Below are 15,599 nucleotides of genomic sequence, written 5' to 3'. Positions count from 1 at the left end.
GCGCGCCACCATCGCCGCAGCCCGCAGCCCGGCACTCTGCGTCAAGGCGGCGGCCTGCCGCTGACGGTCACGTGGACGGCCCTCGCAGTGGCGGCAGGCCTGCGCACCCTGCGCCGCCGCGACGCATGACGCGCTCTCGGCACGCCAGCCGACAGACACCCGGCCCCGCACCACCGGGCCGGGCCCACCACCGGCGCGCCAACATCGCCGCAGCCCGCAGCCCGGCACTCTGCGTCAAGGCGGCGGCCTGCCGCTGACGGTCACGTGGACGGCCCTCGCAGTGGCGGCGGGCCTGCGCACTCTGCGCCGCCGCGACGCATGACGCGCTCTCGGTCCGCCGGCCGACGGACACCCGGCCCGGCCCTGCACCACCGGCCCGGACCCACCACCGGCCGCCAGCACCGCCACAGCCCGCACTCTGCGCCAAGGCGGCGGCCCACTGCTGACGGCCACGGGAACATCCCTCGCCGTCACGGCGGGCCCGCGCCCTGCACCGCGACGCGTGACACGCTCTCGGCACGCCAGCCGACAGGCACCCGGCCCGGCCCCGCACCACCGGCCCGGGCCCGCCGCAGGTGTGCCACCAGCGCGCCGGCACCGCCGCAGCCCGCAGCCCGGCAATCTGCACCAAGCCGAACTGCCAAGGCGGCGGCCTGCCGCTGACGGTCCCATGAACAGCCCTCGCCGTCGCGGCGGGCCCGCGCACCCTGCGCCGCCGCAGCCCGCAGCCCGACACTCCGCGCCAAGGCGGCGGCCTGCCGCTGACGGCCACCTGGACGGCCCTCGCCGTCACAGCGGGCCCGCGCCCTGCACCGCCGTTCCTCCGCGACGCGTGACGCGTGACGCGTTCTCAGGCGGCCAGTCGGCACACCAGCCGGTAGGCGCCCGCCCGGACCCGCACCACCGGGCCGGGCCCGCCGCGGGTGTGCCACCAGCGGGCCAGCAGCGCGCCCGGCACCGCCACGGCCAGCAGCCAGGCGCTCTGTGCCAGGCCGAACTGCCATGGCACCGGACCGAGTTCGGACATTCGTCGGACCCCGAGCGCACCCCCGCAGGACCAGCCGGCCAGCATCCCGAGCGGGGCGGCGGCCAGCGCGGTGACGGCCGCGACCACCGCGGTCTGCGGGATGCTCCAGCGGGTCGCGGCGCGGCCCAGCAGCAGCGCGGCGACGACCGCGGCGGCGGCGGGCGCCGCGCCGACCAGCAGGTGCCAGTCCGCGCCGCGCCGTTCGGGCAGCACCGCCAGCAGCGGGAAGTCCGGGACGGCGCCCAGCCGGGTGCCGAGCGGCCCGGCGTGGCTGCCCGCGCCGACCGTGAAGCCCGGGCCGAGCGCGTAGCCCGCCGACCACAGCAGCGCGTTGGGCACCAGTGCCAGGCAGGCCAGCAGCAGCCCGAGCCACCCGGCGGTGTCGCCGCCGAGCCGCTGCGCGCTCTGCCCGGCCGAGCCGAGCAGCACCGCCGCCAGGAACACCGCCCCGCCGCCGGCCAGCAGCGCGGCCCCCCATCCGGCCAGCGCCCGCAGCGCCACCGGCTCCGCGCCGTCGGACGGCCACAGCGCCTCGGGCAGCGGCAGCCGCGGCAGCTGCCCGGGCCGGCCGAGCCCGACCCACAGCCCGTAGCCGAGCGTCCCGGCGGTCAGCGCCGCGACCGCCAACAGGTCCGGCACCGCCCGCGAGCACAGCGCGGCCTCCGGGTCGGCGCACTGCGCGACGGCGGCGGCCGCGACCAGCTGGTACCCGGCGTACATCGCCAGCGGGGAGCGCCAGCGGACGAACCCGCGCCCCCGGGCGCGCTGGGCCAGCCGGCGACCGGCCCGGACCAGCAGCACCGAGATGACGACCGTGAGCAGCAGCGGAGTGATCGTCACCGGCGCAGCCTCGGGCCCGCGGGCGAGCGGCGCGCCGTGGCCGAGCAGCCAGAGCCCGAACGCCGTCCCGGCCGCGCCCTGCGCCGAGTCGTCGCCGTACGGGGCCAGCACCCACAGGCCGAACACCGGGACGGCGACCACGGACAGGGTGAGCAGCGCGGTACGGACCCCGGCGAGCAGATCGGCGAGGGGGGAACGACTGTCGAGTTCGCTCGGCAGGCCGAGGATCGGACGGCCCATCAGCTGCGTCATGGGCCACATGCTGCCAAGGCCGCGCGTTACGGGGTGTCAACGCGCAAACCTTCGCCGTGTCCCGGATTATCAGTACATGTGCCTATCGCCGGGACGGATTCACAGCGGAGGATTGCGGTGACTTCACCTTCTACCGCCGAACCCGAGCGCACCACCGGAGACTCGCCCTCCGACAACGCCCAACGCCTGCTGCGCCGCCTCACCCCGCGCGAGGCCCAGGCACTGGCCAGGCTCGCCGCCGGCGACGACCTGCGCACCCTGGCCCGCCGGCTCGGCATCGCCCCCGGCGCCGCCCGCGCCCACCTCAACCGCGCCATGCGCAAACTCGGGGCCGCCAGCCACGAGGAGGCCGCCGCCCTCGCCGCGGCCCTGGCCCGGCCGCCCGGGCCGCCGGCCGCCGCCCGCCCGAAGAAGCGCCGGAAGGCTTCACCCGATCCGGCGACGGACGACACACCGTCCACCGCCCCCGCCCCGCCCCGGCCGCCGGTGCCCGAGCCCGAGCCCGAGACCGAGCCCGTCGAGGCCGCGCCTCCTGGCACACCGTCCGACCCGTCGGCCCCCGAGTCCGAAGCCGAGGTCGAATCGGAGCCCGAAGCCGAGGCCGAAGCCGAAGCCGAGTCGGAGGCCGCACCCGAGGCCGTCCCGGCCGACTTCGCCGACTTCGCCGCGCTGGTGCACACCCGGCTGGTGCAGCAGACCTTCCTGCTGACCGGCCACCGGCACCGCGCCCTGCACTGCGTGCACCTGGCGCTGGGCGCGGCGGGCCGCCGGTGGGAGGAGGTGTCGGCGACGGCGGACCCGGAGGGCCGGGTGCGGTCGGCGGCGTTCGACCTGGCGCTGTCGCCGTGGCACCGGGGCGGCCCGCGTCGGGCGCGGGTGCTGCGGGCGCGGCGCCGGATCAAGGTCGCCGAGCCGGTCGTCCCGGAGCCGCCGACCCGGCTGACGCCTCGGGACCGGGCGCTGCTGAAGGCGTTGCAGCGGCTGTCCCGGCCGCGCCGCCGGGCGCTGGTGCTGCACGACACGCTGGGGCTGTCGGTGGAGCAGTTGGCGCTGGACGGGGAGTCCAGCACGGCCGCGGCGGAGGCCCGGGTGCGTTCGGCGCGCGCCTCGCTGGCCCGGGAGGTCCCGGCGCTGGTCGGCGCGGACCCGGACGATCCGGAGTTCGCGGAGCGCCTCGCCGAGTTGCTGCACCGGGCGGCGGTGCACGGCTGCCCGGGCCCGCGGCTGCCCTCGCCGGCCCTGCTGGTCGCGGACAGCCGGCTGCACACCGGCCTGCTGACGGGCGCGGCCGCCGCGCTGACGGTGGTGGTCGGCACGGCCGTGGCGACCACCCTGCTGGGCGTGGGCCCGGCCGACCTGCTGCGCCCGGTCCTGCCGGCGGCGACGGCCTGCACGGCGGCGGGCTCGGGCAGCGCGGGGCCGGCGGCGGTGGACGGCGCGCCGGGCCTGCGGACGCCCTGGTGCGGCGCGTCGCCGGGGTCTCCGACCCGGTTGATCGGCCCGCCGGCCCGGGTGCTGCCCTCGGTGCAGCCGTCCGAGGACGCCGACGAGGACGCGGACAGCGCGGATGCCCTGCCGGTGCCCTCGGCGTTCGGGGTGCACCGCTCGCTGCCGGTCCCGCTGCCGGGCCGCCGCCAGCTGCCGCCTCCGCTGGCGAACGCGTGCGTCCCGTTGGCGCACTGCCGCACCCCCGGCGTCTGAGCACGCCCCCGCGGAACGCCGAAGGCACCGCCCACCGGAAGGTGGGCGGCGCCTTCGTGCCGGAGCGGTGTCGCCCTACTTGGCGGCGGCGATCAGCTCGCGGGCCAGGCGGGCGGTCTCGGACGGCGTCTTGCCGACCTTGACGCCGGCGGCCTCAAGGGCCTCCTTCTTCGCCTGGGCGGTGCCGGAGGAGCCGGAGACGATGGCGCCGGCGTGGCCCATGGTCTTGCCCTCGGGCGCGGTGAAGCCCGCGACGTAGCCGACGACCGGCTTGGTGACGTGCTCGGCGATGTAGGCCGCGGCACGCTCCTCGGCGTCGCCGCCGATCTCGCCGATCATGACGATCAGCTCGGTCTCCGGGTCCTCCTGGAACGCCTTGAGGGCGTCGATGTGGGTGGTGCCGATGACCGGGTCACCGCCGATGCCCACCGCGGAGGAGAAGCCGAGGTCGCGCAGCTCGTACATGAGCTGGTAGGTCAGGGTGCCGGACTTCGACACCAGACCGATCTTGCCCGGGCCGGTGATGTTGGCCGGGATGATGCCCGCGTTGGACTGTCCGGGGCTGATCAGGCCGGGGCAGTTCGGGCCGATGATGCGGGTCTTGTTGCCCTTGGCGCCGGCGTGGGCCCAGAACGCGGCGGTGTCGTGCACCGGCACGCCCTCGGTGATGACGACGGCCAGGCCGATCTCGGCGTCGATGGCCTCGACGACGGCGGACTTGGTGAACGCCGGCGGGACGAAGATGACGGTGACGTCGGCACCGGTCTTCTCGATCGCCTCGACGACGGTGCCGAACACCGGAACCTCGGTGCCGTCCACGTCCACGGTGGTGCCGGCCTTGCGCGGGTTCACGCCGCCGACGATCTGGGTGCCGGAGGCGAGCATGCGGCGGGTGTGCTTCATGCCCTCGGAGCCGGTCATGCCCTGGACGATGACCTTGCTGTCCTTGGTAAGGAAGATAGCCATGGTGTTAAGTCCCCTTCCTTACTTGTTGGCCAGCTCGGCGGCGCGGTCAGCAGCGCCGTCCATGGTGTCCACCTGCTGCACCAGCGGGTGGTTGGCGTCGGTCAGGATCTGACGACCCAGCTCGGCGTTGTTGCCGTCCAGGCGGACGACCAGCGGCTTGGTGACGGCCTCGCCCTTGCTCTCCAGGAGCGCGAGGGCCTGCACGATGCCGTTGGCGACCGCGTCGCACGCGGTGATGCCGCCGAAGACGTTGACGAAGACCGACTTGACGTCGGTGTCGCCCAGGATGATCTCCAGGCCGTTCGCCATCACCTCGGCGGACGCGCCGCCGCCGATGTCGAGGAAGTTGGCCGGCTTCACGCCGCCGTGGTTCTCACCGGCGTACGCGACGACGTCCAGGGTGCTCATGACGAGGCCCGCGCCGTTGCCGATGATGCCGACCTGGCCGTCGAGCTTGACGTAGTTCAGGCCCTTCGCCTTGGCCGCGGCCTCCAGCGGGTTGGCGGCGGCCTTGTCCTCGAGCGCCTCGTGCTCCGGCTGGCGGAACTCGGCGTTCTCGTCGAGGGAGACCTTGCCGTCCAGGGCGATGATCTTGCCGTCGCCGGACTTGATCAGCGGGTTGACCTCGACCAGGAGGGCGTCCTCCTTGACGAAGACGACCCAGAGCTTCTGCAGGACGTCGGCGACCTGGTCGGCGATCTCGGCCGGGAACTTCGCGGCGGCGACGATCTCGGCGGCCTTCTCCGCGGTCACGCCCTCGTTGGCGTCCACCGGGATCTTGGCGAGCGCGTCGGGGTTCTCCTCGGCGACGACCTCGATCTCCACGCCGCCCTCGACGCTGGCCATCGCCAGGAAGGTGCGGTTGGTGCGGTCGAGCAGGAAGGAGACGTAGTACTCCTCCTTGATGTCCGCGGTCTGCGCCAGCATCACCTTGTGGACGGTGTGGCCCTTGATGTCCATGCCGAGGATGGCCTCGGCCTTGGCCACGGCGTCCTGGGGGTCGGACGCGAGCTTCACGCCACCGGCCTTGCCTCGGCCACCCACCTTCACCTGAGCCTTGACGACGGCTCGGCCGCCGAAGCGCTCCGCGATGGCGGCAGCGTCTGCGGCGGTCTCGATGACATCGCCGTCAAGCACGGGTACACCGTGCTTGGCGAAGAGGTCCCTCGCCTGGTACTCGAACAGGTCCACGTGTTTGTCCTTGTTCGTGGTCGCGGAATGTGTCTCTACGAGCGTGCCACGGCAGGATCTTCGCTGCGGGTCGTCGGCGCTGAGCGGGTACGCAGATGTACGGCCTTGCGGCCCACCAAGTTGCCGGGCGCATCGTCAATCAACACGCGCGTCACGTCCGCATGGCAGGTTATCCCCGGACGGCGGGCAGGTTTCGCTCGGGACCGGCTCGACCTTCGTGAGAACCGTCACAGCGGACCCGGTCAGGCGTGTCGCCGGGCCCCTCACCAGCCCGGGGCGCGCGACGGGCGACCGCACCACAGGACCACCCGCACGGGTGGCGGCGGCCGCCATTGACCCGTCACCGGCGGTCCGGCACCGGCAGCGGACGCTTCTCGATCGCGGCCGCCATGATGTCCGGGAACGCGTCCGGGGTGCAGGCGAACGCCGGGGCCCCCAGCGCCGCCAGCGCCTGCGCGTGCGCGTGGTCGTAGGCCGGCGCGCCCTCGTCCGACAGCGCCAGCAGCGCGATGAACTGCACCCCCGACGCCTTCATCGACGCCACCCGCTTCAGCATCTCGTCCCGGATGCCGCCCTCGTACAGGTCGCTGATCAGCACCACGATGGTCTCCGACGGCCGGGTGATCTTCGACTGGCAGTACGCCAGCGCCCGGTTGATGTCGGTGCCGCCGCCCAGCTGCGTCGCGAACAGCACGTCCACCGGGTCGCTCAACTGCTCGGTCAGGTCCACCACCGAGGTGTCGAACACCACCAGCCGGGTGTCCAGGCTGTGCATCGACGCCAGCACCGCGCCGAACACCGCCGAGTGCACCACCGAGGGCGCCATCGACCCGGACTGGTCGATGCAGAGGATCACGTCCTTCTTCACCGCCCGCTGCGCCCGGGCGTAGCCGACCAGCCGCTCCGGCACCACCGTCCGGTACTCCGGCAGGTACTTCGACAGGTTGGCCCGGATCGTGCGGTCCCAGTCGATGTCCCGGTGCTTGGGCCGGTTCACCTTCGCGCTGCGGTCCAGCGCCCCGCCCAGCGTGGACCGGGTCTTGTCGGCCAGCCGGCGCTCCAGCTCCGCGACCACCTTGCCGACCACCGCCCGCGCCGTCTCCCGGGTGGTCTCCGGCAGCGCGTGCTTCAACGACAGCAGGGTTCCCACCAGGTGGACGTCCGGCTCGACCGCCGCCAGCATCTCCGGCTCCAGCAGCAGCCGGTCCAGCCCCAGCCGCGAGATCGCGTCCTGCTGCATCAGCTGCACCACGCTGGTCGGGAAGTACTCCCGGATGTCGCCCAGCCACCGGGCCACCTGCGGAGCCGACCCCCCGAGCCCCGCCGACCGCTTCCCGTCCTCCCGGTAGAGCGCCCCCAACGCCCCGTCCATCCCCGCGTCCCGCCGCGACAGCCGCACCCCGGTCCCGTCCCCCTCGGCCCCGAGCACCAGCCGCCACCGCCGCATCCGCTCATCATCCTGACGGACAGTCACTTGAATCACTCCTTAACCCCCGCGCCCGGTCGGGGCGCGGGGAACTGCGCGAAGCGGAACGAAGAAAGGGAGAGATCGGGGCAACGCGGCAGGTGCGTCCCGCGGACCGCCCACACGATCGGGACAGCACCGATCCTGCCGCCCGGCTACGACACGTCAGCCCGCGCGGCAATCCGACTGACGCGGAATGACCGGCCGCTGCACACCGAGGAGCAGCGCCAGCACCGGCGTCGCCGCGTCCGCCCGCTCGGCGTCCACCTCGACGTCAGGACCCTTCTCCAGCACGGACGTGTTCAGCGGACCCGCCGCCACCCGGGAGCCGATGGTGTGGCGGACGCCCGTCTCCAGCGAGGAGAAGGTGCGGCGCAGGATCGGCAGCAGGTCGGTGAAGGTCTCGGCGGGGACGCCGCACAGCCAGGTGTCGAGCAGGCCGAGCAGCGCCGGGTCGTGCAGCAGCATCGCGCCGCCGCCGGAGACCAGGCCCTCGACCCAGCCGGCGGCGTCCAGCGGCCCGGAGGCGATCGAGAGGACCAGGCCGAGCCGCCGGCCGGCCTCCGCGGTGTCGATCCGGCCGTCGTCGAGCAGCAGTCGGACGGCGCGTCCGCGCAGCAGACCGGGGACGCCGGTGGCCGGACCGCCGTGCGGTTCGCGGGCGGCGAGCGCGGCCAGCGTGCCGGCCCACCGTTCGCCGATGGCGGTGTCGGCGAGCAGGGCGATCGCCTGGTGGACGGCGTCGATCTCGGTGCGGCGGACACTCGCCCCGTCCGCGTCGAGCCCCGTGCAGGCCGCCGGCAGCGCGACGCAGAGCCGCTCGGCGAGGCCGACCGCGACGGCCGTGAGCGCGCTGGTGTCGGTGGCCCGGACGTCGCCGTAGCGCAGCGTGCGGACCAGCGCGGGCAGCGCGGTGGCGAGGTGCCCGGCGTCGGTGTCGAGCGCGGCGCGGTCGGCGAGCCGCCGCATCACCTCGGGCAGCGCGTCGGGCAGCGCCGCCAGCAGGCAGTGCTCCGCGAGTTCGGTGAGTGCGGGGAGTTCGGCCGTCGCCGCGTCGGAGACCGCCTTCCCGGTCGCCGCGCCCAGCACGGTGGTGCCCCACTGTCCGGCCTCGACCAGGCGGACGGCGTACTCGGGCTCCCACTCCAGCCGCCAGGTCTCCCGGAAGGTGCCGGTGGACTGCACGCTGTCGCGGACCGGCCGCCCCCAGTGCAGGCCGAGCAGCCGCAGCCGGTGGAGCAGGCGGGAGCGTTCGGCGTCGAGGTCCTTGCGCAGGTCGAGGACGAGGTCCCGGCTCGTCGCCTCGGGCTTGAGCCGCAGCGCCCGCTGAAGGCGCGTCAGGTCGCGCTGCAGCGGCACCGCGGGCGCGCCGTCGGGGACTTCGCCGAGCGCGTCGCCGACCACCAGCCGCTCGTGGACCAGCGCGAGCGCGATGTCCGAGCCGTCGCACATGACGGCGCGCACCGCGTCCAGGGTCTCGGTGAGGCCGGGCAGCGGGCGGCCGCGCATGACGGCGAGGGCGTCGGCGAGCCGGATCGCTTCGATGACGTGCGCGGAGGAGACCGGGTGGTCCTCGGCGCGCAGCAGTTCGGCGACCTTGGTCATCCAGCGGGCGATCGGCTGCTCGGGCGTGGTGTACAGGTGGTGATACCAGCCCGGCGAGTCGATGCCGGCGCCGTAGCCGGTGTGCTGGGACAGCCGGCGGTGGGTCCACGGCACCCAGGTGAGTTCGGTCTTGAGCTTCTTGGGGAGGTCGGCGAGCAGCGCCCGGTCGTGGGCGACGGTCGGCATCACGGCCAGCGCGGGGACGTGCCAGGCGCCGCAGACCACGGCGATGGTGCGGTGTCCGGCGCGGCGGGCGGCGCGGATCTGCTGCCGCATGGCGGCCTCGCGGATCTCGTCGCGCCGCTCGACCGGGTGGTGCTCGCGCAGCGCGGCCATCGCCTCGGCGAGGGCGGCGAACGGGGCGAGCGGGTCGTCGCCGGGGGCGCGGTGCTCGATCACGTCCTCCCACCACGCCTCCGGGTCGGGGTGCCCGGCGGCGGCGGCGAGTTCGGCGATCGGGTCGACCGGGGCGGGGGCGGGCCCGGAAGTGCCCCCCGGCACTCCCGACCCCTCCTCCTGCTCTTCTGACGCTCCGTCGGCCCCGAACGTCGCACCCGAATCCGAACCAGATTCCGAACCCGCCTCCGCGTCCGTGTCCGGATCGGCCTCCAACTCCGCCCCGCGCCGCCCGAGCGCGAGGCTCTGCCCCGCCGGCAGGTCGATGAAGCGGACCGGCACCCCGGCGTCCGCGGCGTGCCGCAGCGCCACCCACTCGGGCGAGAACTCGGCGAACGGCCAGAACGCGGCCCGCGCCGGGTCGTCGCTGACGTGGGCGAGCAGGGCGACCGGCGGGACCATGTCCTTCTCGGCGGCCAGCGCGGTCAGCTCGTCGGCCTCCGGCGGGCCCTCGACCAGCACGACGTCGGGTTGCAGGGCGGCCAGCGCGGCGGCGACCGCGCGGGCCGAGCCGGGGCCGTGGTGGCGCACCCCGAGCAGCGTCACCTGGGCGGCAGTCACGCGGAGACCTCCCGGGCGGCCCGGTAGAAGTCCTTCCAGCCGTCGCGGTCGCGGACCACGCCCTCCACGTACTCGCGCCACACCTGGCGGTCGGCGACCGGGTCGCGGACGACCGCGCCGACGATGCCGTCCGCGACGTCGCCGGCCCGCAGCACGCCGTCGCCGAAGTGGGTGGCGAGGGCGAGGCCGTTGGTGACGACCGAGATCGCCTCGGCGGTGGACAGCGTGCCACTGGGCGTCTTGACCTTGGTGCGGCCGTCGGCGGTCAGGCCGGCCCGCAGCTCGCGGAAGACGGTGACCACGCGACGGATCTCCTCGGCGCCGCCCGGCAGTTCGGGCAGGTCGAGGGAGCGGCCGAGCTGGCCGACCCGGCGGGTGACGATCTCGACCTCCTCTTCGAGGGTGGCGGGCAGCGGCAGCACCACGGTGTTGAAGCGGCGGCGCAGCGCGGAGGAGAGTTCGTTGACGCCGCGGTCGCGGTCGTTGGCGGTGGCGATCACGTTGAAGCCGCGCACCGCCTGGACCTCGCTGCCGAGTTCGGGCACCGGCAGGGTCTTCTCGGACAGGATGGTGATCAGGCTGTCCTGCACGTCGGCGGGGATGCGGGTGAGCTCCTCGACGCGGGCGATCTGCCCGTCCCGCATGGCGCGCATCAGCGGGGACGGCACCAGGGCGTCCTCGCTGGGCCCGTGGGCGAGCAGTTGGGCGTAGTTCCAGCCGTAGCGGACGGCCTCCTCGGGCGTACCGGCGGTGCCCTGGACGAGCAGCGTCGAGTCGCCGGAGATGGCGGCGGCGAGGTGTTCGGACACCCAGGTCTTGGCGGTGCCGGGCACGCCGAGCAGTAGCAGCGCCCGGTCGGTGGCGAGCGTGGTGACGGCGACCTCGATCACCCGGCGCGGGCCGATGTACTTGGGCGTGATGACGGTGCCGTCGGCGAGTTCGCCGCCCAGCAGGTAGGTGGCGACCGCCCACGGCGAGAGCCGCCAGCGCTCCGGCCGGGCCCGGTCGTCGTGCCGGGCGAGGGCGGCCAGCTCCTCGGCGAACGCGTCCTCGGCGTGCTGCCGCAGGACCTCGCTGGTCGTCTCGGTGGTCATCGACTGCTCCGATCTCACGGGACGTCAGAACACTGCGCGGAAAAGGGCGCGAAGAGGGAACGACACGACGCTGACCTGGGAAGACGTACTCCCGTTCGGGCCGTGTGACACCTACTCTGCACCCCGCCACCGACAATTCCGCCGGCCCTCGACCGCCGCCCGGCCGACGCGCCACGGCCACAGTTGGGCCGCGCCGAAGGCCACCTCGACGGCCAGGAAGCCCCACAGCAGTCCGGTCGCGCCGTGCGCCAGCGCCCAGGCCTGCCAGCAGGCGAACAGCGCCCTGGCCGCGCCGTCGTACAGCCCGTGCACGGGCAGCGGGCGGAGCAGCCGCAGCAGCGCCCACACCACCACCAGCGAGCCCATCAGGTTGGCGAACAGTGTCAACGTCGGTTCCGGCGGCGGGAGTTCGCCCACGCCGAGGGCCCGTCCGGTGGCGGACAGCGCGCGGTGCGCGAGGGCGAACGTCCAGGGGGTGGCGAACGGGGCGGTGACCAGCAGGTCGTACCAGGCACTGGCACGGATCGTGCGGAGGGACGTCATCGGGCGGGCTCCTTCGGCCTCGGCGGCGGGACCGGTCCAGGCTCGACCCTGGAGTACTGTCCAAGGTCAAGTCGCCGACGGAGGCAGGGACATGAGGATCGGGGAGCTCGCCGAGCTGACCGGGCTGAGCCGCGACACCGTCCGGTTCTACGAGCGCACGGGCCTGCTGACGGCCCGCCGACTGCCGAACGGCTACCGCGACTTTCCGCCGGAGGCGGTGCCCTGGCTGCGGTACGTCCGCACCGCGCAGGCGCTCGGCTTCTCGCTCGCGGAGATCGCCCGCACCGGCGCGGAGCTGGACGGCGCCCCGGACGCCGCCGAGCGGCTGTCCGCGTTGCTGCGGGAGAAGATCGCCCTGATCGACGCCCGCACCGCCGAACTCGCCGAGCTCCGCGCCGACCTGGTCGAACGGGTCGGCTCCGGCTGCCCGCTGGCCCCGGCTCCCCGACCTCGGACCTGAGACTCCCTCCACCGGGGCCTTGAGGCGCACCGGCCGACGTCGGGCCCGAACCTCCTCCGCCGACGCCTGCCGCAGGCCGCCGACTGACCCCGGCTCAACTGTCAGTGGCGCCGCCTAATGTGGTGGTCATGGAGGAACGCTGGAGCACCGAACACGTCCTTTCCCTGGCCCCCGACCCGGCGTCCCAGAAAGCCGCGGGCAAGCTGTCCGGGCCCGCCCCGTGGAGCTCCGCCGGCACCGGTCAGGGCGCGCTGTGGGGCCTGTGCAAGGGCAGCGGCAGCACGCCGTACCGGACGGCGGTGGAGCTCGGCACCCCCGCCTACAAGTGCAGTTGTCCGAGCCGCAAGTTCCCGTGCAAGCACGCCCTGGGCCTGCTGCTGCTGTGGGCGTCCGGTCCGGAGGCGGTCGCCCCGGCCGCCGAGCCGCCGGACTGGGTCTCGGAGTGGCTGAACAGCCGCAGCCAGGCCGCCGCCGACAAGGCCGCGAAGCAGCAGGCGAAGGCCGCCGACGCGGATCCGGAGGCGTCCCGGAAGCGGGCCGCGAAGCGTTCCGCGCGGGTCGCCGCCGGCGCGCTGGACCTGCGGCTGCGGCTGGCCGACGGCGTCCGCCGTGGCCTGGCCGACCCGCTGCCGGCGGGCGCGTGGGACGAGGTGGCGGCCCGCATGGTCGACGCCCAGGCCCCGGGTCTGGCCGCCCGCGTCCGGGCACTGGCCGACACCCCGCAGGACGCGCTGTTGGAGGAGTTCGCGATGCTGCACCTGTTGGCCGGCGCGTACGGCCGGATCGACACGCTGCCGGAGGAGCTCGCCGCGACGGTCCGCACCCGGGTCGGTTTCACCACCGACGCGGCCGAACTGCTCGCCGGGCCGACCGTCCGGGACCGCTGGCAGGTCCTGGGCAGCCGGGACACCGCCGACGAGCGGCTGACCACCCGCCGGGTGTGGCTGCGCGGTGCGAAGACCGGCCGTGACGCGCTGCTGCTGGCCTTCGGCCGTCCCGGCCAGGCCCCGGACCTCGCGCTGCCGACCGGCCGTCTGCTGGAGGCCGACCTGGCCTTCCACCCGGGCGCCCGCCCGCTGCGCGCCGTCCTCGGCACCCGTTACGGCAGCCCGGAGCCGGCCCCGATGGCGGTGCCCGCCGGCCTGTCGCCCGCCGAGGCGCTGGCCGGGTACGGCACCGCCGTCGCCGAGGACCCGTGGCTGGACAGCTGGCCGGCCGTCCTCGCCGACGTCGTCCCCGTCCTCACGCCGGACGGCTGGCAGCTCACCGACGGCCGCGGCACCCTGCCGGTGCGCCGCGGGGCGCTGGCCGACGCCGCGCTGTGGCGGCTGGCCGCGGTCTCCGCCGGGCATCCCGTCACGCTGTTCGGCGAGTGCGGCCACGCCGGTTTCACGCCCGTCACCGCCTGGGACGCCGAGCACCGCCCCGTCGGCCTCGGCTGACCCGGAACCCTCACCCCGCGCAACACCCGCACCCCGCGCACCGCTCTGACGCCACGTCACGGCTCCGGCCTGCCCAAAAACGCCCGAAAGCGCCCCGGAAGCACCCGGAAGCGCCCGAGAAGCGCCCGAGAAGCGCCCGAGAAGCGCCGGCAGCGCCCCGCACGTGCGCGGAGACCCGCACCAAGAGCCCCACCACACCCGACCGACCGGCCCGGGCGCTCCCCGGCGCATCCCGACGGCCCGTCAACCGGAGGAACCACATGTCCTGCATCCGCACCCGCCAGCGCGCCGCCGTCCGACGCATCTGCCTGCACCACGCCGCCCGCCGCGCCGCCACCGCCAGCGGCTGGGGCCGCCGCCACCGCACCACCGCCCGTCCGATCGGAGGCCGCGCATGACCGCCGTCACCGGCGACCAGTGGGCCGACCTGCAGGGCGCGGCCCTGCTCGGCACCGACCGCCGTCCGCTGCCCGAGCCCGGTTCGCCGCTCGCCGCGTCCGTGGACCGCACCGAGCCGGCCACCGCGCTGCTCGACCTGGCCGCCCTCGCGGCGGTCCGTCGCCGGGCGGGTGCGCTGCCCGCGCCCGCCGTGGACACCCCCGCGCCCGCCCCGGACGACACCCGCCCGGCGCTGCCCGAACTCGCCGCCCGTCGGCTCGCCGTGCTGCTCGGCACCCGCGGCGGCCACGGCTCCACCGCCAACCTGGCCGAACTGCTCCCGCAGTGGCTGGCGGTGGCCCGCACGCACGGCTACCGGCTGCCGCCGGCGCTCGTCCCGGCGCTGCTGGACGCCGCCCGGGCCCGCTCCGAACTGCGCGCCGACGCCGTCGCGCTGGCCGGCCCGCTCGGCCGCTGGCTGGCCCCGCAGAACCCCGACTGGCGGTACGTCACCCGGACCGCCACCGACCCGGACGGCCTCGACCGCCCCGGTGAACTCCTCTGGCAGGAAGGCCTGTTCGCGGAGCGCGTCACCCACCTGGCCGGGTTGCGCCGGACCGACCCGGCGGCCGGCCTGGCACTGCTCGCCTCCACCTGGGCGACCGAGCGGGCCGAGGACCGGGTGCTGTTCCTGGACGCGCTGCAGGACGGACTCTCCGGCGCCGACGAGGAGTTCCTGGAGGCCGCGCTCGGCGACCGCTCCAAGAACGTCCGCGCCACCGCCGCCGAACTGCTGTCCACGCTGCCGGGTTCGGCGCTCGCCGCCCGGATGGCCGACCGCGCCCGCGCGGTCGTCCGCCACGACGGCGGCCGGCTGCACATCACCCCGCCGACCGCCTGCGACGCCGCGATGCAGCGCGACGGCATACCCGTCAAGTCGCCCACCGGGCGCGGCGAACGGGCCTGGTGGTTCGGCGAGGTCGCGGCCGCCGCACCGCTCACGGTGTGGACCGCCGACACCGGCCTGACGCCCGAACAGCTGCTCGCCGTGCCCACCGTGGACGCGGACGGGGACGGCGGCGGCGCGGAGTGGGCCGAGGACCTGCGCGAGGCGTGGGCCCGCGCCGCCGTCCGCCAGCAGAACGCCGACTGGGCGCGGGCGCTGCTCGGCGCCCCGCCCCGCCCGGGCCGCGAGGCCCGCACCCCGGGCGCGCCCGCGAAGCTGCTGGCCGTCCTGTCGCCCGCCGAACGCGCCTCCTGGACGGCCGCGTTCGTGCAGACCCACGGCCTCGGTGACGCCTTCCAGCTGCTCGGCGCGTGCGCGACGCCGTGGACGCCGCCGCTGTCCACGGCGGTGGTCGCCGCGCTCAAGCGGGCCGCGGAGCTCGGCTCGTACCCGTGGTCCCACAGCGGTGTCCTCGGCATGACCGAGCGGGCCCTCGCCCCGGAGACCGCCCCGGCGGTCGAGGCGCTGGCCGCCGACACGTCGCCGGACACCGCCTGGGCCGACACCTTCACCCGGCTCGCCGGCACCCTGCGCTTCCGGCAGGCGATGCTCGGCGAACTCACCGCCGGGTAGCGGACACGCGGCGGGGGCCGGGGGGGGTGGGGCCCGGGGGGCCCCCGGCCCGGGGGGGGGGGGGGGGGGCGCGGGGGGCGCCACCCCCCACAACCCCCC

The 15,599-nt window shown here is 75.4% G+C and carries 12 protein-coding genes; 5 read left to right on the top strand and 7 right to left on the bottom strand.

The window, feature by feature from the left end; genetic code table 11:
• Window positions 1-850 precede the first annotated feature (850 nt).
• Window positions 851-2,119, bottom strand: coding sequence for a DUF6350 family protein (locus tag ACFV4P_RS21605; RefSeq protein ID WP_380473363.1), 1,269 nt, complete (start codon window positions 2,117-2,119; stop codon window positions 851-853).
• A gap of 117 nt (window positions 2,120-2,236) precedes the next feature.
• Between ACFV4P_RS21605 and ACFV4P_RS21600 the strand changes: the two genes are divergently transcribed.
• Entirely contained in the window at window positions 2,237-3,820 is a 1,584-nt protein-coding gene (locus ACFV4P_RS21600) for a LuxR C-terminal-related transcriptional regulator (protein WP_380473361.1), read from the top strand.
• Between the two features lie 75 nt (window positions 3,821-3,895).
• Here ACFV4P_RS21600 and sucD read toward each other — a convergent pair whose 3' ends face one another.
• The 6 genes from sucD to ACFV4P_RS21570 all read right to left on the bottom strand — a co-directional run bounded on the left by sucD (window position 3,896) and on the right by ACFV4P_RS21570 (window position 11,641).
• The gene (gene sucD / locus ACFV4P_RS21595) at window positions 3,896-4,786 is read right to left on the bottom strand and encodes a succinate--CoA ligase subunit alpha (RefSeq protein ID WP_073808040.1); all 891 of its coding nucleotides are present in this window, start codon (window positions 4,784-4,786) and stop codon (window positions 3,896-3,898) included.
• Between the two features lie 18 nt (window positions 4,787-4,804).
• The gene (gene sucC / locus ACFV4P_RS21590) at window positions 4,805-5,977 is read right to left on the bottom strand and encodes an ADP-forming succinate--CoA ligase subunit beta (RefSeq protein ID WP_380473359.1); all 1,173 of its coding nucleotides are present in this window, start codon (window positions 5,975-5,977) and stop codon (window positions 4,805-4,807) included.
• A gap of 340 nt (window positions 5,978-6,317) precedes the next feature.
• Window positions 6,318-7,424, bottom strand: a complete 1,107-nt coding sequence (locus tag ACFV4P_RS21585) for a VWA domain-containing protein (RefSeq protein WP_380473595.1) — start codon at window positions 7,422-7,424, stop codon at window positions 6,318-6,320.
• A 183-nt stretch (window positions 7,425-7,607) separates the two neighbouring features.
• Window positions 7,608-10,004: a DUF5682 family protein gene (locus ACFV4P_RS21580; protein WP_380473357.1), complete on the bottom strand. Its 2,397-nt coding sequence runs from the start codon at window positions 10,002-10,004 to the stop codon at window positions 7,608-7,610.
• Window positions 10,001-11,098, bottom strand: a complete 1,098-nt coding sequence (locus ACFV4P_RS21575) for an AAA family ATPase (protein WP_380473355.1) — start codon at window positions 11,096-11,098, stop codon at window positions 10,001-10,003. The genes ACFV4P_RS21580 and ACFV4P_RS21575 overlap by 4 nt, the downstream gene beginning before the upstream one ends.
• Window positions 11,099-11,209: 111 nt before the next feature.
• Complete coding sequence (locus ACFV4P_RS21570) at window positions 11,210-11,641, bottom strand: hypothetical protein (RefSeq protein ID WP_380473353.1); 432 nt, start codon at window positions 11,639-11,641, stop codon at window positions 11,210-11,212.
• A gap of 91 nt (window positions 11,642-11,732) precedes the next feature.
• On the opposite strand from ACFV4P_RS21570, the gene ACFV4P_RS21565 reads away from it, so the two are divergent.
• From ACFV4P_RS21565 to ACFV4P_RS21550, 4 genes are all read left to right on the top strand, one after another.
• Window positions 11,733-12,101, top strand: a complete 369-nt coding sequence (locus ACFV4P_RS21565; RefSeq protein ID WP_380473351.1) for a MerR family transcriptional regulator — start codon at window positions 11,733-11,735, stop codon at window positions 12,099-12,101.
• Window positions 12,102-12,229: 128 nt separating this feature from the next.
• The gene (locus ACFV4P_RS21560; protein WP_380473349.1) at window positions 12,230-13,543 is read left to right on the top strand and encodes an SWIM zinc finger domain-containing protein; all 1,314 of its coding nucleotides are present in this window, start codon (window positions 12,230-12,232) and stop codon (window positions 13,541-13,543) included.
• 260 nt (window positions 13,544-13,803) lie between these two features.
• The gene (locus tag ACFV4P_RS21555) at window positions 13,804-13,941 is read left to right on the top strand and encodes a hypothetical protein (RefSeq protein ID WP_158071864.1); all 138 of its coding nucleotides are present in this window, start codon (window positions 13,804-13,806) and stop codon (window positions 13,939-13,941) included.
• Window positions 13,938-15,500, top strand: coding sequence for a DUF5691 domain-containing protein (locus ACFV4P_RS21550; RefSeq protein ID WP_380473347.1), 1,563 nt, complete (start codon window positions 13,938-13,940; stop codon window positions 15,498-15,500). Before ACFV4P_RS21555 ends, ACFV4P_RS21550 begins: the two co-directional genes overlap by 4 nt.
• The last annotated feature ends 99 nt before the right edge of the window (window positions 15,501-15,599 follow it).

It is taken from the genome of Kitasatospora sp. NPDC059795, from assembly GCF_042732175.1.
Lineage (GTDB): Bacteria > Actinomycetota > Actinomycetes > Streptomycetales > Streptomycetaceae > Kitasatospora.
The sequence above is the reverse complement of the archived record's forward strand: the minus strand, read 5'-3'. Positions and strand labels throughout refer to the sequence as shown.